Source organism: Cyanobium sp. NIVA-CYA 375 (genome assembly GCF_056108345.1).
In genome coordinates, this window is the sequence record NZ_JBSYHW010000007.1 from 42,393 (window position 1) to 68,460 (window position 26,068).

Sequence of the window (26,068 nt, forward strand, 5' to 3'; positions counted from 1 at the left end):
GGCCAGACCGTAGCGGCAGTGGGTTTCGTTTAGAAGGGGGGTGGTGCGCCTTTGCGGTGCCTCGCCTGACTTATTCCTATGGAACCCGACAGCAACCATCCCGAATTGGGAGACTTTCTGGAGGCTGCCGGCCTACTGAGCTACGACCCGGCCACCATTACCCGCATTTACGCCGGCCACCCACAACGGCTGGTCCGACGACTCTGGCAAACCCTGGTACCGATCGGCCTCTACCTACTTGGGGTGGGCTTTGACTGGCTCACCGGCCGCGTGAAAAATACGGATGTCGCCAGGTCCAGAGCTAAGGAAGCAGCTGATCTGGTCGCCTCACTGGGCCCCGCCTTCATCAAAGCCGGCCAGGCCCTCTCCACTCGGCCCGACATCGTGCCACCTGTGCTGTTGGAAGAACTGGCCCAACTGCAGGACCAACTGCCTGGCTTCGACTCCGCCCTAGCGATGGCCTGCATCGAAGAGGACCTAGGCGCAGCGGTACTAGATATTTTCGAACAATTAGACCCAGAACCGATCTCAGCCGCATCACTGGGACAGGTTCATAAGGGTGTGCTCAAGGGAGGCCAGATAGTTGCTGTCAAGGTGCAGCGCCCAGGCCTGCGTGAACAGATCACGCTCGACCTCTACATCGTGCGCAATATCGCCGCCTGGTTGAACCAGAACGTCGGTTTAATCCGCTCCGACCTAGTTGCCCTGATCGATGAGCTGGGCAAGCGGGTGTTTGAGGAGATGGACTATTTCAACGAAGCCGCCAACGCCGAACGCTTCGCTGAACTGCACGCCAATAATCCACGCATCGCAGTACCTCGTATCTATCACCAGGCCACCAGCCGCCGAGTACTCACCATGGAGTGGATCGAGGGGGTGAAACTCACCAACCTCGAAGCGGTGCGGGGCATCGGTGTCGATCCCGACGACATGGTCAAGATAGGTGTGAGCTGTTCGTTGCAACAACTCCTGGAGCACGGCTTTTTCCACGCCGACCCCCACCCCGGCAACCTGCTGGCCCTGGCGGATGGTCGTCTTGCCTACCTCGATTTCGGCATGATGAGCGAGGTGAGCCGCGAATCGCGCACCGGCCTGATCCAGGCGGTTGTCCACCTGGTAAATCGCAGTTTCAGCAAGCTGAGTAAGGATTTCGTCAGCCTGGGCTTCCTGGCAGAAGACGTAAACCTTGAACCGATCGTGCCGGCCTTTGAGACAGTGTTCGGCCAGGCGATCGAGCAGGGGGTCAGCCGCATGGATTTCAAGGCAGTCACCGACGACCTTTCCGGGGTGATGTATCGCTTCCCTTTCCAGGTGCCGCCCTACTACGCCCTGATCATCCGCTCCCTGGTAACCCTGGAGGGCATCGCCCTAAGCGTTGACCCCGAATTCAAAATTCTCGGCGCCGCCTATCCCTACTTCGCCCGGCGGCTGATGGAAGACCCCGATCCAACTCTGCGCCAGAGCCTCAAGGAGATGCTCTTCGATGGTGACATCTTCCGCTGGCAAAGGCTCGACAACCTGATCGCTAGCGCCTCCCAAGGAGCCCAGCTCGATCTAGAAGGCCTGCTCGATCAGGTGCTGAGCTTTCTTTTCTCAGCCAACGGCGGCCTACTGCGCCTACAGCTTGTAGATGCCATGGTGGGTCGTATGGATGCCATGGCCTGGCAAACCACCCTGCGCATCGGCAAGCGCCTACCGGAGCGTTTCCAACCCCCAGGCCTGCGCCGTCACAGGCTCAGTGAAGCGGGTGAACCACTGCTCGACATTGAACCGGTGCGCCAGTTGATGGGAATCCTCCAATCCCTACCTGGCTTCGAACCCCAGATGCTGCTGAGGCGCCTACCTCGCCTGATAGGGGAACCGGAACTGCGCCAAATGGGCGTTCAACTAGCCAAGGGCCTGGCCGAGCGCAGCATGGTGCGCCTGGTGCGAGATGTGCTCGTCGCCGCCTGAATTTGAAAGCAATCGCCGTAGGCTGCTGGCCATGCAAAAAGCCTCAACGGGCCGTAAACGCCAATCCCTAGTAGCCATCGCCCTGGGCCTGAGCCTGGTAGCTGCTTGGCCTGCGTCAAGCCAGCGCCAGGCTGGTGCTGCAGAAAATCTCGTGTTTGTAAGCGGCGCCTTTCGTCGCTCCATCCCCGTTGCCGACCTAGAGCACTTGGCTGAAACCGGACAGCCCAGGGGCCTGCTAGCCGATGTTTTGAGCTTCAGCCGCCAAAATCCCCAGGAGATCGCCAAGCTGCTAAATCAGTCGGTGAGCCTGCCGGTAACCCTGGTGAGCAGGCTGCTCAATACCCGAATCGGTGAGGCAATCCTGCAGCGTCTAGCTGTAATCGTATTTCCGCTCAAGGCATCCCAGGCCGGGATTCCTGCTATGCGCTCCGCCATGGTGTTGGGGGTGGTTGAAGGCAACGGTGCGATCTCCGCCCTGTCCTTTTTGCGGGCCTATCCCGCTCGGGAGATGGAGGTGAGCATCCCTGCCTTGATGAACCTGCTCAGTAAGGCCAGCTCGATCACAGAGCTGGTGCGCTTCTTCTCCGAATCGCCCCTCGATGGGTTGCGTGGCGATACGCCTGCTGCTGCGCCGTAGATTCACTGGAGCATCTGTCTAAATCGTGTCCTTGCTCCGTTCTCTGCAGCGTTTGAGCAAGGGACCCTTTGCCGCCCGTCCCATCATGCAGGACTGGCCAGGCCTGATCGAGGCCTATCGGCGCTGGCTGCCTGTTTCAGAGCGCACCCCCGTCATCACCCTGAGGGAGGGATCAACACCGCTGATTCCTGCCCCCGTCATCACGGAGCGGATCGGTCGCGGCGTCAAGGTTTATTTGAAATACGACGGCCTCAACCCCACCGGCTCCTTTAAGGACCGGGGCATGACCATGGCCATATCCAAGGCCAAGGAAGCAGGTTCAGAAGCGGTTATCTGCGCCAGCACGGGCAACACCTCTGCAGCTGCGGCCGCCTACGCCCGCCGTGGCGGTATGCGGGCCTTCGTGCTGATCCCAGATGGATACGTCGCCCAGGGAAAACTGGCCCAAGCCCTGCTCTACGGCGCCGAGGTAATCGCCATCCAGGGCAACTTCGACAGAGCCCTGGCAATTGTGCAGGAAGTTGCCAACAAATACCCAGTCACCCTGGTGAATTCGGTGAACCCCTACCGATTGCAGGGGCAAAAAACCGCCGCCTTCGAGGTGGTGGATGCCCTTGGAGAAGCGCCGGACTGGCTGTGCATCCCGGTTGGCAACGCCGGCAACATCAGCGCCTACTGGATGGGATTCAACGAGTATCTCAAAGAGGGCCATTGCCGCAAGCTGCCCCGAATGATGGGCTTTCAAGCGGCGGGTTCCGCTCCTTTGGTGCTGGGCCACACGGTTGAGCAGCCAGACACCATCGCCACGGCGATCCGCATCGGCAACCCGGTGAATCGCGAAAAGGCCCTAAACGTGCGCAGCGAAAGCGGAGGCAACTTCCTGGCCGTAACCGACGCTGAAATCATCGATGCCTACAAGCTGCTGGGCAGCGGCGAGGGCGTGTTCTGCGAGCCAGCTAGTGCTGCCTCGGTTGCAGGCCTGCTCAAGCACCACCAGGAGGTGCCCCAGGGAGCCACGGTGGTTTGTGTACTCACCGGCAACGGCCTCAAGGATCCAACCACCGCCATCGAAAACAATGACGCCCGCTTCCATACCGGACTGGAGGCGGACACTGCCAAGGTGGCTGAAGTGATGGGTTTTTAAGCAAGCCCAGGCTTAGCCCAAGCCAGGCTTAGCCCAAGCCAGGCTTAGCCCAAGCCCAGGCCTAGCCAAAAGCTTCAACCAATCAGCAAAGCGTCTGCTGAACGGCTTGGGAAAAGGGGCTAAAAATCGCGGAGAAGATCTCGCCTTAGCCAAGCTCCTCGGCCTCAAAGTTTTCCCCAGCCCCTGGAAACAGCGGAAAAGCTAATTTTTACCCCAGCTGGCCCAGGCCACTCCCCAGGGCTGATCCAGATCAAAACCAGCTGCAGCAAAGAGGTTTTCGGTTTTCCCCGGTTTCCTCAGCCCCTACTAAAACGGTTTTAATTTCTTTCTTGAGCTTGATCAATCAAACCCTTAGAAGCGCACAGCAAGACGGATCACCGGCGTTGCGAAATCAGCCGCCCTGTGGAAGCGTGGGGTCGCCCTTGATCAAGCCGTCAGGCTGCCCAGCACAAACGCCATGAAGCTGGTCTGCTCCCAGTCCGAACTCAGCTCCAGCCTGCAGTTGGTGAGCCGGGCCGTGGCCAGTCGCCCCACCCATCCGGTGCTTGCAAATGTGCTGCTTACCGCTGATGCGGGCACGGGCCGACTCAGCCTCACCGGCTTTGACCTCAGCCTGGGCATCCAGACCAGCCTCAGCGCCAGCGTTGAGACCAGCGGCGCTATCACCCTGCCGGCCCGGTTGTTTGGTGAAATTGTTTCGCGCCTCTCGAGTGATAGCCCGATCACCCTGAATTGCGCTGAGGGTTCCGAGCAGGTGGAGCTCACCAGCCTTTCGGGCAGCTACCAGATGCGGGGTATGCCTGCCGATGATTTTCCCGACCTGCCCCTAGTGCAGAGCGGTACGCCGATCCGACTGGAAGCAGTAGCCCTGGTTAAGGGTCTGCGCGCCACCCTTTTTGCCAGCAGTGGCGATGAAGCCAAGCAACTGCTCACTGGTGTGCACCTGGGCCTTGATCTGGCCGGGCTGGAATGTGCGGCAACCGATGGCCATCGTCTGGCCGTGCTCCGTCTTGCCCATGCAAACGCCTCTGGACAAAGCGAAGCCGAGGAGCCTTTTGCCGTCACCGTGCCCGCTCGCTCCCTGCGGGAGCTGGAGCGTCTTCTGTCAGGACGTCAATCTGAAGAGCCCTTGAGCCTGTTCTGTGATCGCGGCCAGGTGGTGTTCCTTTGGGCTGATCAGGTGCTCACCAGCCGCAGCATTGATGGCATCTACCCCAACTATCGCCAGCTAATTCCAGAGAGTTTCACTCGCACGATCAACCTTGATCGCCGAGCTTTGGTGTCGGCCCTTGAGCGTGTGGCAGTGCTTGCTGATCAGCACAACAATGTCGTCAAGCTCAGCGCCGAACCCGCCACCGGTCAAATATTGATTCAGGCCGATGCCCAGGACGTGGGCAGTGGTTCTGAAGGACTCGCGGCCACGATTGAGGGAGAAGCAATCCAGATCGCCTTCAACGTGCGCTATTTGTTAGATGGACTCAAAGCTATGGCATCTGATCGGGTGCTGTTGCAGTGCAACGCCCCTACTACGCCGGCGATCTTGACTCCTGCGGAAGGGGATCAATTCACCTACCTGGTGATGCCCATTCAGATCCGCAGCTGACGGTGGGGCCCCTTCCTGAGCAGGTGCTGCTGAGTGAGCTGCTGCGCCGCCGTGTCCGCTGCGATCAGGGGCTCGATCACGGTGCGGGCGTGCAGGTGTGGATGCATCCCCCTGTGCATCGGGTGCTGGGTTGGGTTTCAAAGCCATCGGCTTTTGCTAATCGCCGGGTGGTGTGGCGTCTCAACCAGTTGAGGGGCATTTCCGAGCTGGAATCCCTTGTGCAGGGCGAACCAGCAGAAACGGAGCTCGCTGTGCTGGAGAAGCTGCCAACCCTGATCGATGCTGCCGTTCTGGATCGCCGCCAGCAACCAATTGGCACCCTGGCTGATGCCGCCATCGAGTTGCGTAGCGGCCGCATCCGTCACTATCTGGTGAGTCGCAGTGATCCGCGCTTGCCGGGCAGCAGCCGTTGGCGATTGAGCTTGGATCGCCTGCTGGATCAGCAGCCAGGCCAGGTGCTAACTGCCCTTGAGAGCATCGACGACTTGCCTCTGGCCCGGGCAAGTGTGCGGCAAGAGTTTTTGCGTCGTTCAAGGCGGTGGCGCGATCAGGTGCAGGAGGCGGGCAATCGATTTGAGGAGAGGCTGGAGGGCTGGCTTGAGGAGCCGCCCTGGCAGGAGCCGGAGAAGTTAGATCAGCCCTACGAAACCGATGACCCCCCTCGCCGCCGCCGTTCTGGTCCTCCTGCTGAAGGGGAAGATCCCTGGATTTGAACCCCGCCTAGACCAGTTCCGGTTGCTGTGAGGCCCGCTCGGCGAGACTGCAGGGATCTTGCCCAGCTGCACGTGGTTGCCGCCTCTTTTGAAGCACCGGCCTATTCGGTTCCCGATGCCCTCAAGAAGGAGAACCTCAGCCAGGCCGATTACGACGAGATCTGCCGTCGCCTCGGCCGCGCTCCCAACCGGGCCGAACTGGGCATGTTTGGGGTGATGTGGTCGGAGCACTGTTGCTACCGCAACTCGCGGCCGCTGCTGCAGGGCTTTCCCACCACTGGTCCACGCATTCTGGTGGGGCCTGGCGAAAATGCCGGCGTGGTGGATTTGGGCGAGGGCCAGCGGCTGGCCTTCAAGATTGAGAGCCACAACCACCCCTCGGCGGTGGAGCCGTTCCAGGGGGCGGCCACGGGCGTGGGCGGCATCCTGCGCGACATCTTCACCATGGGCGCCCGCCCCATCGCCTTGCTCAATGCCCTGCGTTTTGGGCCCTTGGAGGATGAGCGCAACGTGGGCCTAATGGAGGGCGTGGTGGCCGGCATTGCCCACTACGGCAACTGCGTCGGCGTGCCCACCGTGGGCGGCGAGGTGGCGTTTGATCCCAGCTACTCCGGTAACCCCCTGGTGAACGCCATGGCCCTCGGGCTGATGGAAACCGAGGAGATCGTCTGCTCCGGCGCCGAGGGGGTGGGCTATCCGGTGGTCTACGTGGGCAGCACCACCGGCCGCGATGGCATGGGTGGCGCCAGCTTTGCCTCCGCCGAGCTCACTGAGGCCTCCCTGGATGATCGCCCCGCCGTGCAGGTGGGCGACCCCTTCTTGGAGAAGGGCCTGATCGAGGCCTGTTTGGAGGCTTTCCAGAGCGGTGATGTGGTGGCTGCCCAGGACATGGGAGCCGCCGGCCTCACCTGCAGCTGCTCTGAGATGGCTGCTAAAGGCGGCCTGGGCATCGAGCTAGATCTCGACAAGGTGCCCGCCCGCGAGGCCGGCATGACCGCCTATGAGTTTTTGCTCAGCGAATCCCAGGAGCGCATGCTGTTTGTGGTCAAGCCTGGCCGGGAAGAGGCGCTGATGGCTCGTTTCAGCCGCTGGGGCCTGCAGGCGGCCGTGGTGGGACGGGTGCTGGAAGAGAACATTGTGCGGGTTCTGCAGAACGGCGAAATAGCGGCCGAGGTGCCCGCCAGCGCCCTGGCCGACGATACGCCGATCAACCATCACGACCTAATCAGCGAACCCCCGGCCGAGATCCAGGCCCACTGGCGCTGGAGCGAGGCCGATCTGCCCACCGATCTGCCCTTGAGCTGGAATGAGGCCCTGCTGGCGCTCCTCGACGATCCCACCATCGCTTCCAAGCGCTGGGTGTACCGCCAGTACGACCACCAGGTGCAGGCCAACACGGTGGTGCCCCCCGGCGGCGCTGATGCGGCTGTGGTGCGGCTGCGGCCCCAGCAGGGCGAGGGCGCCATGGCGGCATCGAGCCGTGGCGTGGCAGCTGTGGTGGACTGCTCTAACCGCTGGGTGGCCCTCGACCCCGAGCGCGGCGCCATGGCGGCGGTGGTTGAGGCGGCCCGCAATCTCAGCTGCGTGGGGGCCGAGCCCCTGGCCGTGACGGACAACCTTAATTTCCCCTCGCCGGAAACCCCTACCGGCTACTGGCAGCTGGCCATGGCCTGCCGCGGCCTCTCGGCCGCTTGCAGCGCCCTGGACACCCCCGTGACTGGCGGCAACGTTTCGCTCTACAACGAGACCAGCCTGCCCGATGGCTCCATGCAGCCGATCCATCCCACCCCGGTGGTTGGCATGGTGGGCTTGGTGCATGATCTGGCCAAGGTGCGAGGCCAGGCCTGGCGCCAGGCGGGCGATGCCATCTGGCTTCTGGGGGTGCCGCTGGAAACGGTCGAGGCTCCAGCCGATCCCCGCTTGAGCCTGGCCGGCAGCAGCTATCTGGAGCGGCTGCATGGAGCCGTCACAGGGCGCCCGCCTGAGATTGATCTGGTGCTGGAGCGTTCGGTTCAGGCTTTCTTGCGCCAGGCGATTGCCGCCGGCCTGGTGGCATCTGCCCACGATCTCAGCGATGGCGGCCTGGCGGTGGCTGCAGCCGAGTGCTGCATTGCCACCATTGCAGTAACACCTCTGGGAGCTGAGCTGGAGTTGCCGGCTGGTACTGCCCGGCTTGATCGGCTGCTATTTGCTGAAGGTGGTGCCCGCATCCTGGTGAGCGTGCCAGTCGACCAGGATGCCGCCTGGCAGCAGGCTCTGGCGGCGGCGGCGGTGCCAGCTGAGCGGCTTGGTGTGGTTAAGGCCTCTGCCAGCCTGGTAATTCGCCAAGCAGGCCAGCCTTTGCTTGAGCAGAGCCTGGCGACACTGGCGGCCTGCTACGAGCAGGCCATCCCGCGGCGAATGGGCGAGGGCGCTCGTGCAGAATGAAATTTCACCGTGACTGTTGATGGGCCTGTGCTGGTGATGCGTCCGGACAAGCCCGAGGAAGCCTGCGGCGTCTATGCCGTGCTGGCGCCGGGGCAACCGGTGGCAAACCTCACCTACTTCGGTCTATATGCTCTGCAGCACCGAGGCCAGGAATCGGCTGGTATTGCCGTTTTTGATGCCGATCGCAAGGTGCGGCTGCACAAGGACATGGGCCTGGTGAGCCAGGTGTTTGATCAGGCCGTGCTGGAGCGCCTCACCGGCGATCTGGCCATCGGCCACAACCGCTATTCCACTACTGGCAGTAGCAAGGTTTGCAATGCCCAGCCGGTGGTGCTCAACACCCGCATTGGTCCTTTCGCCCTTGCCCACAACGGCAATCTGGTCAATGCAGCTGAGCTGCGTCACGATCTGGCCGCCATTGCTAAGGAGCTCACCTCTACCACCGATTCAGAGCTGATCGCTTTTGCGATTCAGCAGGCAGTGAACCGGGGCCTGGATTGGGATGGGGCGATTCGGGCTGCGGCCGAGTGCTGTCGCGGTGCCTTCAGCCTGGTGATCGGTACGCCTGATGGGCTTTTTGCCTTGCGGGATGGCTATGGCATCAGGCCCCTGGTGTTTGGTCACATCGGCGACAACGAGCAAGCCCAGTGGGTAGTGAGCAGCGAATCATGCGGGCTTGACATCATCGGTGCCGTCTTTGATGGCGATGTGGATCCCGGCGAGATCATTCACTTCCGTGCAGGTCAAGCTGAACCAAGCCGTAGCCGTTGGTGTGAGCAGCCCACCAAGTTGTGCATCTTCGAGATGATCTATTTCGCCCGGCCAGACAGCCGTTTTTTCGGCGAATCCCTTTACAGCTACAGGGTGCGGATTGGCGAGGCCCTGGCCCGCGAAACACCGGTTGAGGCCGACATCGTCATCGGTGTCCCCGATTCCGGTATTCCGGCGGCTATTGGCTATTCCCAGCTCAGCGGCATCCCTTTCGCAGATGGTCTAATTAAGAACCGCTATGTGGGTCGCACCTTCATCCAGCCCACCCAGGCGATGCGGGAGGCAGGCATCAGGGTGAAGCTCAACCCTCTGCCGGATGTGCTGGCCGGTAAGCGCGTTGTGGTGATCGACGACTCAATCGTGCGGGGAACCACCAGTCGCAAGTTGGTGCAAGCCCTGCGGGATGCCGGTGCTACCGAGGTACATATGCGGATCAGTTCGCCGCCGGTCACCCATCCCTGCTTCTACGGCATCGACACAGATACCCAGGACCAGTTGATCGCAGCTCGCCTCACTCTCGAAGAGATCGCCGCTCACCTTTGCGTTGACTCACTCGCTTACTTGAGCAAGCAGGGCATGGTGGATGCGGCCCATGCCAATTCCACCCACTTCTGCACAGCTTGCTTTGACGGCGCCTATCCGATTGAGATGGCAGAGCAGCTGCGCTCCAGCAAGCTGATGCTTGAGCCAGCTGGCATCGCTGCAAAGGTGTTGCAGGAGCTCTAAAGGCTGCCAATCTCTTGGCAGCTAGTTGATCAGCGGTACCAGTTCCTGCAGCTGCTGGCCCTGGGGAAGCGGCAGGCTGATGCCCGTGCCGCTGGTGTTTTCGCCGGCTAGCTCATCCGAGCCGATGCGGCAGCTCCAGCCTTTGTCAGTAAGGATTCCAAGCACGGCGCTGCCGGCGCTCTGCAGGTCGATGAGGTAATCGCCCCGCTGTTGCAGCCGCATACCGATCTGACCCATGTCGCCTCGCTGACAGGGCCGCAGGCTCGATGTAAGCAGCCGTTTCAGCTGACCACTGGCCGTTGCCAGAACTACAGAGCCGGTGATCGTTTCGTCGGTTTCGGCCTCAATTGCTGGCAGGCAGGCGGCACCTACCACCAACTCCCCGGGCAGAAGGCGCATCAATAGCGGTCCCTGGGCAGCGCGACCCATCAGGGGCAGCTGGGTTTCATCCAGGCGTAGCCGCAGCACGCGACCGGTGCTGCTCGCCACCACGAGGGTGTCTCCCTCCTGGCCAGCCACTACTCGTCGCAGGGTCACGCCCTCCTTGAGCTTGAGCACGGTTGTAGCCCGACCAGACAATTCCTGAAGCTCCTGCACGGGTAGGCGTTTGAAGCGCCCATCACTGCTCAGCAGCCCCAGGCTGCCTTGGCTAGGCAGGGGCAGCACCTGTACCACTGGCTCACCCTCGATGCTCTCAGGCAGGAAGCGCTCCAGCTTCCCGGGTTGCTGGCTGGCAAATTCCCAGCGCAGCAGCGCCACTCGGCCACTGCCGGTGAAGGCCAGCAGCAGGGGTTGCTCAGCGATCGGCAGGATCAGCCTGGCGGGTGATGGATGGTCACCCAGTTCGATCGGTTCATCCAGGTGCAGCCGTCCGAGCATTTGGGGGCTGAGGATCTTCACAGCTCCATCGGCCTGGATCAGTAGCCGGCTCTCGGGGGGCAGGGCGCTAAAAGCTTGCTGGCGCTGCAGTTCGGCGTTGGGGCGGATGGCGGCGGCTCGCTGGGCAACCAGCGCATCTCCGCCCTCCACTAGGCGGGTGCGCCGGGGCGTAGCAAAGCGCTTGCGCAGGGCCTTAAGTTCGGCTACCAGGGTGTCGAGCAGCACGGTGCGATCATCGAGCAGGTGGCGCAAGCGCTCCCGCTCTTCTGCCAGTTCCGCAGCTTCCTTGCGCAGGCTTTCCTGTTCAAGGCCCGTGAGGCGCCGCAGTGGCATCGACAACACTGCGTCTGCCTGGCGCTCGCTTAGGTCGAGTTGTACCTGCAGGGCCGCCCGGGCACTGGCGGCATCGGGCGCCGCGGTGATAAGGGCGATCACCTGTTGCAGGGCATGCAGTGCCTTGAGCAGGCCTTCAACCACCTCCAGGCGGTCTTCGCAACGCTTGAGGGCGTGGCGGGTGCGGCGGATCATGGTGAGTTCCCGGTAGTCCAGGAATTCCTGCAGCAGGCGACGCAGGTTCAGCTGCACCGGCTGGCCGTTCACCAGGGCCAGCATGATGGCGCCGAAGTTGCTTTGCAGGGCGGTGCGGCGCTGCAGGTCGACCAGAACGGTTTCGGCGTTGGCGTCGCGGCGGAGTTCAATTACCACCCGCATGCCATCACGGTCGCTTTCATCGCGGATATCGGCGATGCCGCCGATCTTGCCGTCGTTTACCTGCTCAGCCAGTTTCTCGATCCAGCCGGCTTTGCTGAGCTGGTAAGGCAGCTCGGTGATCACTACGGCGCCGCGGCGATGGCGTCCCTTTCCGGGCTGTACCTCCTCGATGTGGGCGACGCCCCGCATCGGGATGCTGCCGCGGCCCACGAGGTAGGTATCGCGGACCCCTTGCCCCACAAGCACTTCGCCGCCGGTGGGAAAGTCGGGGCCGGGCACTAGCTCCAGCAGCTTTTCATCGCTCAGCTCCGGTTTACGCACCAAGGCGATCAGGGCATCCACCACCTCGCCCAGGTTGTGGGGCGGGATGTTGGTCGCCATGCCCACGGCGATACCGGTGCAGCCATTTAGCAGCAGGAAGGGCAGCTGGGCTGGCAGCACCGTCGGCTCCTGCTGGGAGCCATCGAAGTTGGCTGCAAAATCAACGGTGTCGGCGCCGATTTCATCGAGCAGTGCTTCGTTGGCGATCGGAGCCAGGCGGGTTTCGGTGTAGCGCATCGCCGCCGGCGGGTCGTCGTCGACGGAGCCGAAGTTGCCGTGACCATCCAGCAATGGATGGCGGCTGGCGAAGGTCTGAACCTGGCGTACTAGGGCGTCGTAGACAGCCTGATCACCATGGGGGTGGTACTTGCCGAGCACGTCGCCGACTACCCGGGCGCATTTCCGATAGGGCCGATCTGGGGTGAGCCCCAGCTCGTGCATAGCAAATAGAATGCGTCGCTGCACTGGCTTGAGGCCGTCGCGCGCATCCGGCAGGGCCCTTCCCACGATCACGCTCATGGCGTATTCGAGGTAGGAGCGCTGCATCTCTAGGTGCAGAGCGATTGGCTCGATGCGGGCGTCGTTGCCCGGTCCGATTGATTCTCCTGATTGCTCCTCGGCCATCCTGTGTTGGGGTCTGGGAGAGCAAGTTGCGGCTCAGCCTACAGATGCTGTCCAGGCCCCTCCACTCACTCCTCGTCGCTGGTTTCGCCCTCTGGGCTGGCATTGGCAAGGGCCCGATCCACCACTGGTTTGAGTTCGGTCAGCTTGAAGAGTTCTGCGGTGGTGCTGCGCAGCTTCGGTCCCCAGAGCTGGTCTTTCTGGTAGACGTCGAGAACGTAGTTGGGTTCGGTGTCGAGGGCCTTGCCAACCAACTCGATAGCTTCGCTGCGATTATCCGGGCCGTTGGCAAACAGGCTGGCGGCCAGGGCCAGGGTTGGTTCAGCCGCATCTGGCTTGATCTTCAACACCTCGCGCCAGCGGCGGATGGCCTCCTTTGTATTGCCCTGCTCGAACAACACCAGCCCTTGGTTGTTGATGGCTTCCCAGAAGCTATTGCGTAGGGAAGAAGCCCGTTCAAAGGCCGCCAGGGCTTGGTTGCTCTGGCCAATCAGGATGCGGGCGTTGCCCAAGTCGAAATAGGCGCCGGCGTTGCGCTTGTCTAGTTTCAGGCCCTGCTCCAACAGGCCGATGGCCTCATTGGGCTTGCCGGCCCGCAGGGCCAGGGAGCCCTCGGCAAACCAGATGCCGGGATTGCGTGGATCCAATTGCTTGGCTTTGGCCAGAGATATCCCGGCCTGCTCCAGTTGGTTGCTGCGTAACTGGGCTTCGGCCAATAACACCCAGCCTCGGGGGTCTTCGGGCAACAGCTGCACAGTTAGGGCGGCCAGCCGGGCGGCATCCCTGGCTTGGCCAAGCCGCAGCAGTCGCGCCGCCGCCTGGGCGATGCCCAAACCGGCAGCTTCGAGTTCCTGCCGTTGGGGCACGTACACGTAGGGCACCAATGCCCGGGCGGGTAGCCCTGTTATCACCAACAGCCCGAGGGCAGCGGTTAGCAGGGCATTTCTTAGAACAGGGCGCGACCAGCGCGGTGCCATCACTAGGAGACGGATTTAATCAGCCTAGGCATCGCTGTTCCGGCTGGCTCGCAGATTGCGCCGCCACATCCAGGGTTTGAGGCGGCGCAGGGCGGAGGCACGCAGCCGTGTATCCCAGTCGGTGTCGCTCCACTGGAGAGCTTCTTCGGCTTGCAGGTTCAGCAGCCAGGGCCGCGGCTGCAGATCCGCATCTTCACTGCTTCGCAGCGGCTGTTGATTCCAGGGACACACGTCCTGGCAGATGTCGCAGCCGGCGACCCAGCCCTGCAACTTGCTGGCGATTGCTTCTGGCAGTTGCAAATCGCGGTTTTCGATGGTGTGGAAGGCCAGGCAGCGGCGGCTGTCCACCACGAAGGGCTCGCTGATGGCGCCGGTGGGGCAGGCCGGTAGGCAGCGGCTGCAGCTGCCGCAAAGGGGTGTGGCGGCAGCATCGGCAGGCAGATCTAAAGTGGTGAGTAGGTGGCCTAGCAGTAGCCAGGAGCCACGATCGCGATTGATCAGGTTGCCGTTTTTGCCGATCCAGCCCAGGCCCGCCTGCTCGGCCCAGGCCTTATCCAGCAGCGGGGCGCTGTCGACGCAGGCCCGCCAACCCACCCCAGGCACCTGCTGCTCCAACCAGCGACCTAGCTGGCGCAGGCGGCCATCGATCACCCGGTGGTAGTCCCGCCCCCAGCCGTAGCGCGCCACCTTGAGCGCCCCAGGTGCCCGATCGGCCTCCACGTAGTAGTTGAGGCCTACTGCCAGCAGGCTGCGCACCCCTGGTAGCAGCTGTTCAATAGCGCGTCGGCGCGGGTCGGCCATCCAGGCCATGTCGGCTTGATAGCCGGCGGCCAACCAGCGCTCCAGGGCCGCCGTGCGCAGCTTTAGGCGCTCCCCGGCTGGTACGGCGGCGAGGCCCACTGGGTCAAAGCCAAGCTTTTGGGCCTGTTGTTTTAAACGTGTTGCCAGGTCGTGGTGGGCGTGCAGGGTCATCGCCCGTAAAGTTGAGCCGTTGTTTAAATCTGCCGCGAGCCCCTTCTGTGAGCACTGCTTCCTTCGGCCGCCTGGGCCACCTGCTGCGCTGGCTCGGCCTCACCTTGGTCGTGTTGCTGGTCTTGCAGCTGCTGGTGCTGTTGGGATCCTGGAATTGGGCGGAGGAGGGATACCGCCAGCTATTGATGGATCGGCTGGTGACCCAGTCGCCGATGGCCCTGGTTGGTTTACTGCTGATGCTCTATGGCAGTCGCCTCGACCACCCCGCCGCCGGTCGCACCCCGCTGCGCGGGCTCGTAGCTGTAGTGAGCATCCTGCTTGCCATTGCCTTGATCGTGGCGGTGCCGATGTCGATCAGTGGCGACCGCAGCCTCACTGAACAGGCCGACCAGCAGCTGGAAGCCCGTAAGGGTCAGCTGGCTATGGCCCGCGCCCAGATGGATAACCCCCAGGTCATCGATCAATTGATCGCCCAGGCAGCTCAGGCCGGTCAGATCCCTGCTAACGCAACGCCGGATCAGCAGCAGGCGGCTGCTAAGGGCTTCATGCAGCGCCAGTTGCAGCAGGCTGAAGAGCAATTGCAGCAGCAACAGCGCACCAGGGATCTCACGGTCAACCAGCGTCGCTACGGCGGCACCGGCACCGCAGTGGTGCTGGCTATTGGCTTCGTGCTGCTGGCCCTAGTGGCTCTGTTGTGATTGGCCTAACGGAGCGGCTGGCTGGCTAAGTTGCAAGGACATTGCTGCTTGCCGGATCTCCGGATTGTCACTTGGTTCAATCCAGCCCCAGATCGGATCAGCCCCTAGGGGATCGGCTCCAGTCCGATCTTAAGAACGATTTGATCGCCGGTTTACTCGTGGTGATACCGCTGGCGACCACTATCTGGCTTGGCACCACGGTGAGCCGCTTCGTGTTGGCGTTTCTCACCTCCATCCCTAAGCAGTTCAACCCCTTCAACACCCTTAATCCGGTGTTTCAGGAGCTGATCAACCTTGGTGTCGGTCTGCTGGTGCCCTTGCTGGGCATTCTGCTGATCGGCCTGATGGCACGGAATATTGTTGGCCGCTGGCTGCTTGAGTTTGGCGAGGGCACCCTGCTGCGCATCCCTCTGGCTGGGTCTGTCTATAAAACTCTCAAGCAGTTGCTCGAAACTTTCCTACAGGGGAATTCCAGCAAGTTTCGACGGGTAGTGCTGGTGGAGTACCCCCGCGAAGGCCTTTACGCCCTGGGTTTTGTGACCGGGGCGATCGGCTCGGCTCTGCAGGCAGGCTTCACCGAGCCAATGCTGAGTGTTTTCATTCCTACGGCGCCTAATCCCACCACTGGCTGGTACACAGTGGTGCCCGAGGGTTCCGTCAAGGATTTGGAAATCTCGGTAGAGGATGCTTTCCGAACCATAATTTCTGCTGGCATCGTCAATCCCGACGAGCGCGCTACCCCCAATCGCAGCTTCTCCAGCTTGCTGGCTCAGCTGCGCACCCCCCAACTCTCCTGAGCTAAACCCCACTTGATGCAGAGCCGCACCATCTCCCGTGAACTGGCCCTGCTGATGCTCGGCCAGACCAGCGACCGCGGCGCGGCGGCACCTGCTCTTCCAGCTGGCATGGAGGGCCTGTTGCAGCAGGTACTCGCCACCATCAGCCAAGACGTGCGCGAATCCCTGGATCGTTCTGCTGAAGACCTGCAGACCGCCCAGCAGCAACTGCTTGATAGCGAGTTGCAGGAGCAGGGTGAGCAGCAGTTGCCCCGGGTGCGTCAGCACCTCAATGCCGGTCTTGCTGCGGCTGAACAGGCCCTCAACCGCCTTTCCGCCAGTTTGGAGTTGCCCCGGTTACTGATGCTGGCTGACCAAGACGAGGTGCGCCTCGGTGCCATTGCCCGAGTCGAGGCCGTGCTGCGCGACCGTCAGGCGATCGATGGGCGGCTCGATCGTGTGATGGAGGGCTGGCGTCTTACCCGTCTGCCGCGCATTGATCGGGACATCCTGCGACTGGCCGCTGTAGACCTTGAAAGCTTCCGCACCCCCCCTGCCGTGGCCTGCAATGAGGCTGTTGAGCTGGCTAATCGATACAGCGACGAGCAGGGCCGCCGCATGATCAACGGGGTGCTGCGGCGCTTCACGGCTGCTCGTTCCGTGGCGGAGGCCTAAGCAAGCCATGGTCTACGACTGGTTTAATCGCTCCGGCCCCTCCCCAGCCGACCCATCAGCAACCCCGCCGTCAGCTTCTGAACAGGTTTCAGGCCAGGCTTCAGAACAGCCGGTTGAAAGTTCGTCCGATCCCAACGCTGAGGCGCTGGAATGGGCCCGCCAGGCCTATGCCCGCCTCAAGGCCCAGCAGGAGGAGCAAAAGCGTCGGCAGCTTGAGGCTGAATCTGCCCCTGAGCCCCCTCTCCCGGATTCTGTACAGCCTGTACAGATCAATACCCAGCAGCCCGCCACTCCAGTGGCCGCGCCCCTGTCCCTGCTGGAGCAGGCAGCGGCCCAGCGGGCCGAACGCCAACAGGCGATCACGCCCCCAGATGCCCCTGCGGTCCCTGCAGCGCCAGAACCAGCTGAGCCCAGCTTGGGCGCTTTCGACACCACCTTCACCTGGTCGGCTGAGGTACTCGCGGCCCAGGGCAAGCGGGTTGATCAGGTCTCGCTTGAGGAGATCGACTGGCTCAGTCGTTTGCGCCAGGGCCTCGAGAAAACCCGTCAGGGCTTTGTTACCCAGCTACTCGACAACCTGGGAGATGACCCGCTTACACCGGAGGTGGTTGATGAGCTGGAAACCACCCTGCTTAGGGCCGATGTTGGGGTGGAGGCCACTGACCAGGCCTTGGGCGCCCTGCGCCAGCGGCTCAACCAGGAGGTGGTGGATCCCGCCGAGGGCCTGCGCTTCCTTAAGGAGCAGCTGCGCGCCATCCTCGACCAACCGATCGAGGCCAGTGGCCAGCCTTTTTTAGCCCCCCACCGGGAGCAGCTCAATGTGTGGCTAATGGTGGGTGTTAACGGCGTTGGCAAGACGACCACCCTCGGCAAGTTGGCCAACTTGGCGGTGCGTAGTGGTTACAGCTGCCTGATCGCTGCTGCTGACACCTTTCGGGCCGCGGCAGTGCAGCAGGTCCAGGTATGGGGCGAGCGCAGCAAGGTGCCGGTGATCTCCAATCCCAGCGCTAATGCCGATCCAGCGGCCGTCGTCTATGACGCCATCGGTGCTGCCCAGGCCAAGGGCACCGAGCTGGTGCTGGTGGATACGGCTGGCCGGCTGCATACCAAGCACAACTTGATGGAGGAGCTCAGCAAGGTGCGCCGCATCGTCGACAAGCTGGCGCCTGAGGCGGTGGTGGAGTCGCTGTTGGTGCTGGATGCCAGCCAGGGCCAGAACGGCCTGCGTCAGGCGATGGCTTTTGCCAAGGCCGCTGGACTTACTGGCGTGGTGCTCACCAAGCTTGATGGCAGCGCCCGCGGTGGTGTGGCCCTGGCGGTGGCCTCTGAGGCCGGGCTGCCTATCCGCTTCATTGGCGCAGGTGAAGGCATCCGCGACCTGCGGCCTTTTAACAGCTTTGAGTTTGTTGAGGCATTGTTGGCCCGCTGAGGCCCGGCTTGCCTAGGCAGGTGCCGCTATCTTGCGAAACCGCCGCGGCCGCACAGTGCCCAATCGGTGAGCAACAAGCCGCCCCCCCACCCGGCGCTTCCCCAGGGTCCGGCCCTGTTGTCGGCTGCAGCTTCGTTGCGGCAGTTGCTCGACAGCCTTAGTCGGGAGCAACGCCGCAACCAGGAGCTGCTGGCTTCCCTGGCATTTGCCCTGCGCAGTTTCACCAATCTGGGCCGCTTTCTGGAGCTGGTGCCTCTGGTGGCGGCCCGGCTGGTGGAAGCAGAGGGGGCTCTGCTGGTGGTTTTCCATGAGGATGGCCGCCTCTGGCGCGAGCATCTCCAGGCCACGCCGCAGGAGCCCTGTGCCGAGCTCGTGCGTCAGCTGGCGGGGTTGGCGGATGGGGAGTTGGCAGCCCTTAGTGGTGATGCGGCAGTGGCGGCTCTGCTGGATCAGCGCGTAGGCCGGCTACTGGGTGGGGCCCAGGTGGTGGCCACATCGATGGTGTCCCGCAACCTCCCCTCCAGCGTGGCCGACTTTATATTTTTAGCAATAGTAAGGGCTTTGCCTGGAGCGAGGTGCATCGCAGCCACCTGCAGCTGGTGGCTGACCTCAGTGCCGTGGCTCTGGAAAACGAGGCCCTGCTCCAGACCATGCGGCGCCATGAGCGGCTCGATCGCCAGCTCAGCATCGGTGCTGAAATTCAGGCCCAGCTGCTGCCGGACCGCTGTCCGGTGATCGACGGTGTTGAGCTGGCAGCCCGTTGCCGCCCCGCCTTCCAGGTGGGCGGTGACTACTACGACTTCATCCCCACCCGCCCCCAGCTGCTGGGCCGGCGCCGTGAGCAGGCCCGCTGGGCGCTGGTGATGGGCGATGTGATGGGTAAGGGCGTGCCAGCAAGCCTGCTGATGACCCTGTTGCGCGGCATGTTGCGGGCCGAGGTGCTGAGCGGCCATTCTCCCGAGCGAATTCTCCACGACCTCAACCAATTGGCCCAGGAAGACCTGGCCCAGTCGCACCGGTTTGTGACCCTCTTTTATTCCGATTACGATCCCCGCACCCGCCTGCTGCGCTACGCCAATGCGGCCCACAATCCGCCTTTGATCTGGCGACGCCAACGCAGCGAGGTGGAGCGTCTCGATGCCCCGGGCCTGCTGATTGGTCTGCAGAGCGCAGCCGATTACGGCCTTGAGCAGATCGTGTTGGATCAAGGTGATGTGCTGCTTTATTACACCGATGGGGTTACAGAGGCCTCCGGCTTCAGCGGTGAGCGTTTCGACGAGGAGCGTTTGGTGCGCCACCTGCAAGCGGCCTGCCGCTCTGGCATCGGCGCTCAGGGGATTCTCGACCAGCTGTTTGCCCGGCTGGATCGCTTCGTAGGGGCTGACCGGCAGCTCGACGATGACGCTTCGATGGTGGTGCTCAAGGTGAAGGAGGAGCTGATGCTGCCCTCCCTGCCAAGCTGATTAACTGCCTAGCGCCGCACGCCGAGCCCCGAATGGCTGTTGATTCCACCGCGTCTACCTGGAGCCAGCGCTTCGAACAGGGTCTGCATCCGGCAATCGAGCGCTTCAATGCCTCGATCGGCTTCGACATCGCCCTGCTGCAGCAGGATCTGGACGGCTCCATTGCCCACGCCCGCATGCTGGGCAGTTGCGGCGTAATCAGCGAGGTCGAGGCGGCCCAGTTGATCGAGGGTTTGGAGAATGTGAGGGCCGAGTCGGCCCGCGGCGAGTTTCAGCCTGGCCTGGAGTCTGAAGATGTGCACTTTGCCGTCGAGCGGCGCCTGATTGAGTTGCTTGGGCCCCTAGGCAAGAAACTGCACACCGGCCGCAGTCGCAACGATCAGGTGGGCACCGACCTGCGCCTCTGGTTACGCGGCCAAATCGACGCCATCGATGGCGCCCTGCTGCGCTTTGAGCGGGCCCTGCTGGCTCAGGCCGAGCGCCACAGCACCGTGCTGATCCCCGGCTATACCCACTTGCAGCGGGCCCAGCCGGTTTGCCTGGCCCACCACCTGCTGGCTTACATCGAGATGGCTGAGCGGGACCGCTCTCGCTTAGCCGACGTGCGCGGGCGGGTGAATATCTGTCCCTTGGGGGCAGCGGCCCTGGCGGGCACGCCGGTGCCGATCGATCGGCGTCAGACCGCCGCCGAGCTTGGTTTTGACACCATTTACGCCAACAGTCTTGATGCGGTCAGCGATCGGGACTTTGCGGTGGAGTTCATGGCTGCCGCCAGCCTGGTGCTGGTGCATCTCAGCCGGCTCAGCGAGGAGGTGATTCTCTGGGCTAGCGAGGAGTTTGGTTTTGTCGGCCTTACCGATCGCTGCGCCACCGGAAGCAGCCTGATGCCCCAGAAAAAGAACCCGGATGTGCCGGAGCTGGTGCGGGGCAAGAGCGGCCGGGTGTTTGGCCACCTCGTGGGCTTGCTAACCATGATCAAGGGCTTGCCCCTCGCTTACAACAAAGACTTTCAGGAAGACAAGGAAGCCCTGTTTGATGGGGTGCGTACCTGCCTCGATTGCCTTGAGGCGATGGCGATCCTGTTTGAAGAGGGGCTCGAGTTCCGGCCCCAGCGCCTGGAGGCGGCGGTGGCAGCGGATTTCTCCAATGCCACCGATGTAGCTGATTATCTGGTCGCAAAGGGGGTGCCCTTCCGCGAGGCTTACCAGTTAGTGGCTGGCCTGGTGAAGGGCTGCTTGGGTGAAGGAATCCTGCTGCGTGACCTGCCCCTAGGGCGCTGGCAGCAGCTTCATCCTGCTTTCGAAACCGATATTTATGAGGCCATCACCCCACAGCAGGTGGTGGCGGCCAGGCGCAGCGAGGGCGGCACGGGCTTTGACCAAGTTCAGCAGCAGTTGCAGCGAATTCGGCTGCGAGTTGCTTCCTGAGGGCGGCCAGCTCTCGCAAGTCGTCTTAGGGTGGATTGGTTAGTGGCCCACTGGCCCACATGCATCGGTCCCGTGGCCGATCTTTAGTTCGTGAGTATTTTTGTCGGCAACCTTCCCTTCCGCGCTGAGCAGGAAGACGTGGCGGAATTGTTTGCACCCTTCGGTGAGGTGTCTAGCTGTTCCCTACCCCTCGAACGGGATACCGGGCGCAAGCGTGGTTTCGCCTTTGTTGAGATGGGCGATGAAGCAGCAGAGGCAAAGGCCGTTGAGGCATTGCAGGGTGCTGAGCTGATGGGTCGTCCCCTGCGCATCAACAAAGCCGAGCCCCGCACCGGCGGTGGCGGCGGCGGTCAGCGCCGGGGCGGTTATGGCGGCGGTGGTGGTAGTGGTTACGGGGGTGGTGGCGGCGGCTATGGCGGCGGCGGCGGTGGTGCTGAGCGGGGATCCGGTGCCCGCGGCTGGGAAGATCGCAGTTACGGCGCTGGCAATCCCGCCGGTGGCGACAGCTTCGACGCTGGACGCACCCGCCGCCGCCGCAGTGGCGGTGGCGATAGTGGTGGTGGCGACTTCTACGGTGGCGCCGAGGGCTAGTAGCCCCGCTCCGCCAGGGCCAGGGCCGCGGCTGCCAGCACGCCAGCATCCGCGTCCCTTGCCCCTGCTTTTTTGGTGAGTTGCTGGCGCCAACGTTTGGCGCCGCTTACCCCCTCCACCACATGCACTAGGTGGCGGGCGATAGGCCACAGCCGCCCGCCCCGACCGCGCCATTGCTCGGCGTAGGCAACCAAACCCCCCACCACGCTTGAGGCTGTGGCCAGCGGCTGGCTGTGGTCGGCGTAGATCTGCTGGTCCACCTGCCTCCATTGGAGGGGATGGGCATAGGCGGCCCTACCCACCATGGCCCCGTCCACTAGTTCGAGCTGCTGCACGCAGGCGTCCAGGCTTTCCAGACCGCCGTTTAGCTCGATGATTATTTTGGGCCGATCGCGCTTGAGGGCGTGCACTACGTCGTAGCGCAAGGGTGGGATCGTGCGGTTCTGTTTGGGATCGAGACCCTCCAGCCAGGCTTTGCGTGCGTGTACTGCAAAGCGCTGGGCGCCCGCTGCCGCCACCGCATCCACGAAGGCCAGCAACTCGGCGTAGGAGTCGCGCTCATCAATACCGATGCGGTGTTTCACCGTTACCGGCAGGGGGCAGGCGGCGGCCATGGCGTCAACGCAGCGCGCCACCTGGTGGGGATCGGCCATTAAACAGGCTCCAAAGCGGCCTTTTTGCACCTTTTCGCTGGGGCAGCCCACATTCAGGTTGATTTCGTCGTAGCCCCATTCAGCCGCCAGGGCGGCGGCCTCAGCCAGCAAGGCGGGATCGTCGCCGCCCACTTGCAGGGCTAGGGGTTTTTCGATCGGATCGAAGCCCAATAGCCGCTCCAGCCGCCCCCCGGGTGCGCTGGCATCGGGTGCTTGCCTGGCGTGGTGCAGGGCCTGGGCCACCACCATTTCGGTGTAAAGCAGGCTGCGCCTGCTGATCTGGCGCATCAGCACCCGGAAGTGCCGATCGGTGTAGTCCATCATCGGGGCCACACTGAAGCGATAACTGGCTGGATCGATCTGGCCCATCTCCCCATGCTGCCAATTCATGCTGCCGTTGTCGTGGCCGGTGGCGGTGCCGCCGGCTTTATGGCCGCCATCTGTGCTGCTGAGGCCGGCCTTGGCGATATCGCCCTGCTGGAAGCCACCACCGAGCCGTTGCACAAGGTGTTGATCAGTGGCGGTGGGCGCTGCAATGTCACCCATGCCTGCTGGGATCCTCGGGCGTTGGTGGGGCACTATCCCCGGGGCGGCCAGGCCCTGCGGGGTCCCTTTTCGCGCTTTGCTCCCGGCGATGCCGTCGCCTGGTTTGCTGACCATGGCCTCGAGCTGGTGGAGGAGCCGGACGGCCGCCTGTTTCCCCGTTCAAACCGTTCCGAATCGGTGGCAGCCACCCTGCGCCGAGCGGCCCTCCAGGCTGGGGTGCAGCTGCATACGGGGGTGAGCCTGCAGCGGGCCGTGGCAGCTGCTGGCGGTGGTTTTGACCTGCTGGTGCGGGGTGGCGGGGCGATCAACGCTGATCGGTTGGTGCTTGCCACCGGCAGCCATCCCAGCGGTCGCCAGCTGGCGGCGGGTCTAGGCCATGGGCTGGTGGCGCCTGTGCCGTCCCTATTTACGTTGGCTTTGGCTGGCGATCCCCTGCTGGAGCTGGCCGGAGTGGTGATGGATCCGGTGGAGCTGGCTTTGCACCTGCCCCAGGAGCCCCAGGCCGCTCGGGCTGACCAGCCTTTTCGCCAGCGGGGCCCTGTGCTGATCACCCATTGGGGTCTGTCCGGTCCGGCCACCCTGCGGCTCACGGCTTTTGCTGCCCGGGCCCTCAAGGCCAGCGGCTATCGGGGCGAGCTGCGCCTTGATTGGAGTGGCGGTCTGTCCCAGCAGGAGCTCGAGGTCTTGTTTGCCGAGGCCAAGCGAGACCAGGCCAAGCGGCAACTAGCCAACTGGCGCCCCTGGCCCGCCCTCAGCCGGCGCCTGTGGCTGGCCCTGTTGCAGCGCCATGGCCTAGACCCTCAGCAGCGCTGGGCTGACCTTGCTAAGCGGCACCAGCAGCTACTGGTATCGGCTTTGCGTGATACCCGGCTGGCCATTACTGGGCGGGGTCCCTTTGGCGAAGAATTTGTGACTGCAGGGGGCATTCCCCTCGGGGAGGTTAACCTCGCGACTATGGAGAGCCGCCAGCAGCCTGGGCTTTATCTGGTGGGTGAACTATTGGATGTAGATGGGGTGACCGGTGGTTTTAATTTCCAGCACTGCTGGAGTAGCGGCTGGCTGGCCGGCCAGGCACTGGCGGCTTGAAAGCCCAGAAAATATTATTTGATATTTTCAAAAACGGCAAACATAGGTATGTACATAGCCAGAAGAATTGAGCCTACAATTCCACCAACTAAGACGATCATGGCAGGCTCAAGCATGGAGGTGAGTGCTTTAACGATTGCCTCAACCTCATCTTCATAGAAATCGGCAACTTTGGACAACATGGCGTCCATTTCGCCAGTTTCTTCGCCGATTGATAGCATGCTGATTGACATATCAGGAAAGACTTTCATCTTACCCAAGGCCACACTTAATGGGATTCCTTGAAGAACATCTTCGCGGCTGTTGCTGATTGCATCTGAAATGATGGAATTGTTGGTGATCTCTCGCACAATGTCCAGAGACATTAATATTGGCACACCGGCTCTTGTCAGTGAGCTGAACGTTCGGCAAAACTGAGCTGTCGCCGTTTTTTGAATCAATTCGCCAAACAGGGGAAGTTTGAGGATTAGGGCATCCACTCGGCGACGGCCGGTCGGGGTGGCATAAAATCTATTAAATAGATAGGTGAAAATAATTAACCCCAGCAGTATAAATAGTGAAAAACTTGATCTCAGCAGCCTGCTGAGATCAACCATCATTTGGGTGAACCATGGGAGCTCGGCACCCATGCTGTCAAAGATTTCAGCAAAGGTTGGAATAAGAAAAATTGTCATTCCTAGAAAAACAGTAACAGCGATCACAAGCACGGCCACCGGATAGCCCAGGGCGCCCTTAATTTGATTTTGTAACTTGGCGTTGTCTTCTAGTAGCTTGGCAAGCCTCCTAAGCGATTCATCGAGTACGCCGCCGGCTTCTCCGGCTTCCACCATGGCGATACTCAGCTTGTCAAATACCTTGGGCCAGCTGCGCAGCGCTTCACCCAAGGAAATTCCTTGGTTTACTTCTAGACTTACCGACTGCAGAGCACGTTTGAACAGCGGCATTTTTTGCTGGGACGCCATCAGGTCGATGCTGCGGACAATGGGTACACCGGCATTGACGAGAGCTGACATCTTGCTGGCAAATACAGCTTTCTCTTTGATGCCCGGCTTGGCTTCCAGCAGTTCGTTTAACTTGGAAAACCTCAGCTTGTTTTGCAGTTGTGTAGCTGCACTTGAGCTCGTAGCCGTTCCGTTTGCTTTTACTTTGATTTCTGTGGCTCGGATTCCCCGCAGACGCAGACTGCGTTTAGCCTGAATTAGATCGGTTGCCTCAATGTCGACCAGCGCTGAATTGCCCTGGCGATTGATATAAGTAGCGACAAAATATGCCATGGTTCAGGGGGCGTTGAAGCTCAGCTGATTTGCGTCACAATTCGTTTGAGCTCCTCTGGACGGGATGTTTTCAGTAGGGCCTCGTCCATGCTTACTTGATTGCTTAGTACCAGATCGCTAAGTGCTTTTTCCAGGGTTTGCATGGAGAGCTGGCCACCGGTCTGGATCTGGGAGTAGAGCTGGGCCGTTTTCCCTTCCCGAATTAGATTGGCAGTGGCCGGCGTGTTGATCATGATTTCCTGAGCCATCACCCGACCAAATTGCCCTGGGCTTGGATTGCGGCGCTTGCATAGGGTCTGGGCGAAAACTGCCAAGAGACTGCTGCTCAGCTGCACGCGAATCTGGGTCTGCTGGCTTGGAGGGAAGACATCCACCATGCGGTCTACCGTCTGAGCTGCAGAGCTGGTGTGTAAGGTGCCTAACACTAAATGACCAGTTTCAGCTGCCGTAATTGCTAGCTGGATGGTTTCTAGGTCGCGCAACTCCCCTACAAGGATTACGTCGGGATCTTCGCGTAACGCTGCTCTAAGAGCGTTGGCAAAGCTTCGTGTGTCTTCATTGAGTTGCCGCTGATGAATTATGCTCTTGGAAGATTTATAGGTGAACTCGATCGGATCTTCGATCGTAAGAATATGTTCGCTTCGTGTCTGGTTAATATGCTCCAGCATGGCGGCGAGGGTTGTTGTTTTGCCTGAGCCGGTTGGTCCGGTGACTAAAATTAAACCCTTAGGCATATGGCTCATTTTCTCCACAATTGGAGGCAGCCCGAGCTCCTGCAGGGTAGGTATGCTGCTGCCGAGGGCCCTAAGGCATGCGGCATAGGTGCCGCGCTGTCGATAAACATTTACCCGGAATCTGGCGATACCCTTAAGGCCGTAGGCGCAATCGAGCTCCCATGTTTGTTCAAGTTGTTTGCGTCCCCCAGTTTCAGGAAAGTTGTCACCCCTCTGATCAGTACATCCGGGGGCTTGAGGACATGACTAATGCGTCGATAC

Annotated in this window: 19 protein-coding genes and 2 pseudogenes; 15 read left to right on the forward strand and 6 right to left on the reverse strand. The window is 61.9% G+C overall.

Going from position 1 to position 26,068, the window contains the following annotated elements:
• The first annotated feature begins 78 nt into the window (after window positions 1-78).
• The 7 genes from AC01FP_RS03570 (at window position 79) to purF (ending at window position 9,974) form a co-directional block, all read left to right on the forward strand.
• Complete coding sequence (locus AC01FP_RS03570) at window positions 79-1,953, forward strand: ABC1 kinase family protein (RefSeq protein WP_474478249.1); 1,875 nt, start codon at window positions 79-81, stop codon at window positions 1,951-1,953.
• A 31-nt stretch (window positions 1,954-1,984) separates the two neighbouring features.
• The gene (locus tag AC01FP_RS03575) at window positions 1,985-2,590 is read left to right on the forward strand and encodes an alpha/beta hydrolase (protein WP_474478250.1); all 606 of its coding nucleotides are present in this window, start codon (window positions 1,985-1,987) and stop codon (window positions 2,588-2,590) included.
• Between the two features lie 85 nt (window positions 2,591-2,675).
• Entirely contained in the window at window positions 2,676-3,734 is a 1,059-nt protein-coding gene (gene thrC, locus AC01FP_RS03580; RefSeq protein ID WP_474478251.1) for a threonine synthase, read from the forward strand.
• A 457-nt stretch (window positions 3,735-4,191) separates the two neighbouring features.
• Complete coding sequence (gene dnaN, locus AC01FP_RS03585; protein ID WP_474478252.1) at window positions 4,192-5,337, forward strand: DNA polymerase III subunit beta; 1,146 nt, start codon at window positions 4,192-4,194, stop codon at window positions 5,335-5,337.
• A gap of 2 nt (window positions 5,338-5,339) precedes the next feature.
• Window positions 5,340-6,050 (forward strand): RNA methyltransferase, encoded by a 711-nt coding sequence (locus tag AC01FP_RS03590; RefSeq protein ID WP_474478253.1) that lies wholly within the window; start codon window positions 5,340-5,342, stop codon window positions 6,048-6,050.
• 72 nt (window positions 6,051-6,122) lie between these two features.
• Window positions 6,123-8,477, forward strand: a complete 2,355-nt coding sequence (purL, locus tag AC01FP_RS03595; RefSeq protein ID WP_474478254.1) for a phosphoribosylformylglycinamidine synthase subunit PurL — start codon at window positions 6,123-6,125, stop codon at window positions 8,475-8,477.
• A gap of 36 nt (window positions 8,478-8,513) precedes the next feature.
• Entirely contained in the window at window positions 8,514-9,974 is a 1,461-nt protein-coding gene (gene purF, locus AC01FP_RS03600; protein ID WP_474478268.1) for an amidophosphoribosyltransferase, read from the forward strand.
• 21 nt (window positions 9,975-9,995) lie between these two features.
• Here the strand turns inward: purF and AC01FP_RS03605 are convergent, their stop codons facing one another.
• From AC01FP_RS03605 to queG, 3 genes are all read right to left on the reverse strand, one after another.
• Window positions 9,996-12,509 carry a DNA gyrase/topoisomerase IV subunit A gene (locus AC01FP_RS03605; protein WP_474478255.1) on the reverse strand — a complete coding sequence of 838 codons (2,514 nt, stop codon included), beginning with the start codon at window positions 12,507-12,509 and terminating at the stop codon, window positions 9,996-9,998.
• A 65-nt stretch (window positions 12,510-12,574) separates the two neighbouring features.
• The gene (locus AC01FP_RS03610) at window positions 12,575-13,483 is read right to left on the reverse strand and encodes a tetratricopeptide repeat protein (RefSeq protein WP_474478256.1); all 909 of its coding nucleotides are present in this window, start codon (window positions 13,481-13,483) and stop codon (window positions 12,575-12,577) included.
• 24 nt (window positions 13,484-13,507) lie between these two features.
• The gene (gene queG, locus AC01FP_RS03615; RefSeq protein WP_474478257.1) at window positions 13,508-14,455 is read right to left on the reverse strand and encodes a tRNA epoxyqueuosine(34) reductase QueG; all 948 of its coding nucleotides are present in this window, start codon (window positions 14,453-14,455) and stop codon (window positions 13,508-13,510) included.
• Between the two features lie 47 nt (window positions 14,456-14,502).
• Here queG and AC01FP_RS03620 point away from each other — a divergent pair, with 47 nt between their 5' ends.
• The 7 genes and pseudogenes from AC01FP_RS03620 (at window position 14,503) to AC01FP_RS03650 (ending at window position 21,514) form a co-directional block, all read left to right on the forward strand.
• Complete coding sequence (locus AC01FP_RS03620) at window positions 14,503-15,153, forward strand: HpsJ family protein (protein ID WP_474478258.1); 651 nt, start codon at window positions 14,503-14,505, stop codon at window positions 15,151-15,153.
• A 71-nt stretch (window positions 15,154-15,224) separates the two neighbouring features.
• On the forward strand, window positions 15,225-15,950 hold the full coding sequence (locus AC01FP_RS03625; protein ID WP_474478259.1) for a DUF502 domain-containing protein: 726 nt from the start codon (window positions 15,225-15,227) through the stop codon (window positions 15,948-15,950).
• Window positions 15,951-15,965: 15 nt separating this feature from the next.
• The gene (nusB, locus tag AC01FP_RS03630) at window positions 15,966-16,604 is read left to right on the forward strand and encodes a transcription antitermination factor NusB (RefSeq protein ID WP_474478260.1); all 639 of its coding nucleotides are present in this window, start codon (window positions 15,966-15,968) and stop codon (window positions 16,602-16,604) included.
• 7 nt (window positions 16,605-16,611) lie between these two features.
• The gene (ftsY, locus tag AC01FP_RS03635; protein ID WP_474478261.1) at window positions 16,612-18,033 is read left to right on the forward strand and encodes a signal recognition particle-docking protein FtsY; all 1,422 of its coding nucleotides are present in this window, start codon (window positions 16,612-16,614) and stop codon (window positions 18,031-18,033) included.
• A 66-nt stretch (window positions 18,034-18,099) separates the two neighbouring features.
• Window positions 18,100-19,496 (forward strand): annotated as a pseudogene (locus AC01FP_RS03640) (PP2C family protein-serine/threonine phosphatase).
• A 32-nt stretch (window positions 19,497-19,528) separates the two neighbouring features.
• Entirely contained in the window at window positions 19,529-20,923 is a 1,395-nt protein-coding gene (gene argH, locus AC01FP_RS03645; protein ID WP_474478262.1) for an argininosuccinate lyase, read from the forward strand.
• Between the two features lie 90 nt (window positions 20,924-21,013).
• Window positions 21,014-21,514 carry an RNA recognition motif domain-containing protein gene (locus AC01FP_RS03650; protein ID WP_474478263.1) on the forward strand — a complete coding sequence of 167 codons (501 nt, stop codon included), beginning with the start codon at window positions 21,014-21,016 and terminating at the stop codon, window positions 21,512-21,514.
• On the opposite strand, the gene dusA is transcribed toward AC01FP_RS03650, so the two are convergent.
• Entirely contained in the window at window positions 21,511-22,557 is a 1,047-nt protein-coding gene (gene dusA, locus AC01FP_RS03655; protein WP_474478264.1) for a tRNA dihydrouridine(20/20a) synthase DusA, read from the reverse strand. The genes AC01FP_RS03650 and dusA overlap by 4 nt on opposite strands.
• Between dusA and AC01FP_RS03660 the strand changes: the two genes are divergently transcribed.
• Window positions 22,543-23,799, forward strand: coding sequence for a BaiN/RdsA family NAD(P)/FAD-dependent oxidoreductase (locus AC01FP_RS03660; protein WP_474478265.1), 1,257 nt, complete (start codon window positions 22,543-22,545; stop codon window positions 23,797-23,799). The two genes, dusA and AC01FP_RS03660, sit on opposite strands and share 15 nt — an antisense overlap.
• 14 nt (window positions 23,800-23,813) lie before the next feature.
• On the opposite strand, the gene AC01FP_RS03665 is transcribed toward AC01FP_RS03660, so the two are convergent.
• Window positions 23,814-25,073 (reverse strand): type II secretion system F family protein, encoded by a 1,260-nt coding sequence (locus AC01FP_RS03665; protein ID WP_474478266.1) that lies wholly within the window; start codon window positions 25,071-25,073, stop codon window positions 23,814-23,816.
• 20 nt (window positions 25,074-25,093) lie between these two features.
• Window positions 25,094-25,990 (reverse strand): annotated as a pseudogene (locus AC01FP_RS03670) (type IV pilus twitching motility protein PilT); the annotation flags it as partial.
• Window positions 25,991-26,068 lie beyond the last annotated feature (78 nt).

Bases quoted from the DNA above. Each gene is read 5' to 3' on its own strand.
- AC01FP_RS03570 (WP_474478249.1), top strand. From the start codon at position 79: ATGGAACCCGACAGCAACCATCCCGAATTGGGAGACTTTCTGGAGGCT.
- AC01FP_RS03575 (WP_474478250.1), top strand. From the start codon at position 1,985: ATGCAAAAAGCCTCAACGGGCCGTAAACGCCAATCCCTAGTAGCCATC.
- thrC (WP_474478251.1), top strand. From the start codon at position 2,676: ATGCAGGACTGGCCAGGCCTGATCGAGGCCTATCGGCGCTGGCTGCCT.
- dnaN (WP_474478252.1), top strand. From the start codon at position 4,192: ATGAAGCTGGTCTGCTCCCAGTCCGAACTCAGCTCCAGCCTGCAGTTG.
- purF (WP_474478268.1), top strand. From the start codon at position 8,514: ATGCGTCCGGACAAGCCCGAGGAAGCCTGCGGCGTCTATGCCGTGCTG.
- AC01FP_RS03605 (WP_474478255.1), bottom strand. From the start codon at position 12,509: ATGGCCGAGGAGCAATCAGGAGAATCAATCGGACCGGGCAACGACGCC.
- AC01FP_RS03610 (WP_474478256.1), bottom strand. From the start codon at position 13,483: ATGGCACCGCGCTGGTCGCGCCCTGTTCTAAGAAATGCCCTGCTAACC.
- queG (WP_474478257.1), bottom strand. From the start codon at position 14,455: ATGACCCTGCACGCCCACCACGACCTGGCAACACGTTTAAAACAACAG.
- nusB (WP_474478260.1), top strand. From the start codon at position 15,966: ATGCAGAGCCGCACCATCTCCCGTGAACTGGCCCTGCTGATGCTCGGC.
- ftsY (WP_474478261.1), top strand. From the start codon at position 16,612: ATGGTCTACGACTGGTTTAATCGCTCCGGCCCCTCCCCAGCCGACCCA.
- argH (WP_474478262.1), top strand. From the start codon at position 19,529: ATGGCTGTTGATTCCACCGCGTCTACCTGGAGCCAGCGCTTCGAACAG.
- AC01FP_RS03660 (WP_474478265.1), top strand. From the start codon at position 22,543: ATGCTGCCAATTCATGCTGCCGTTGTCGTGGCCGGTGGCGGTGCCGCC.
- dusA (WP_474478264.1), bottom strand. From the start codon at position 22,557: ATGAATTGGCAGCATGGGGAGATGGGCCAGATCGATCCAGCCAGTTAT.
- AC01FP_RS03665 (WP_474478266.1), bottom strand. From the start codon at position 25,073: ATGGCATATTTTGTCGCTACTTATATCAATCGCCAGGGCAATTCAGCG.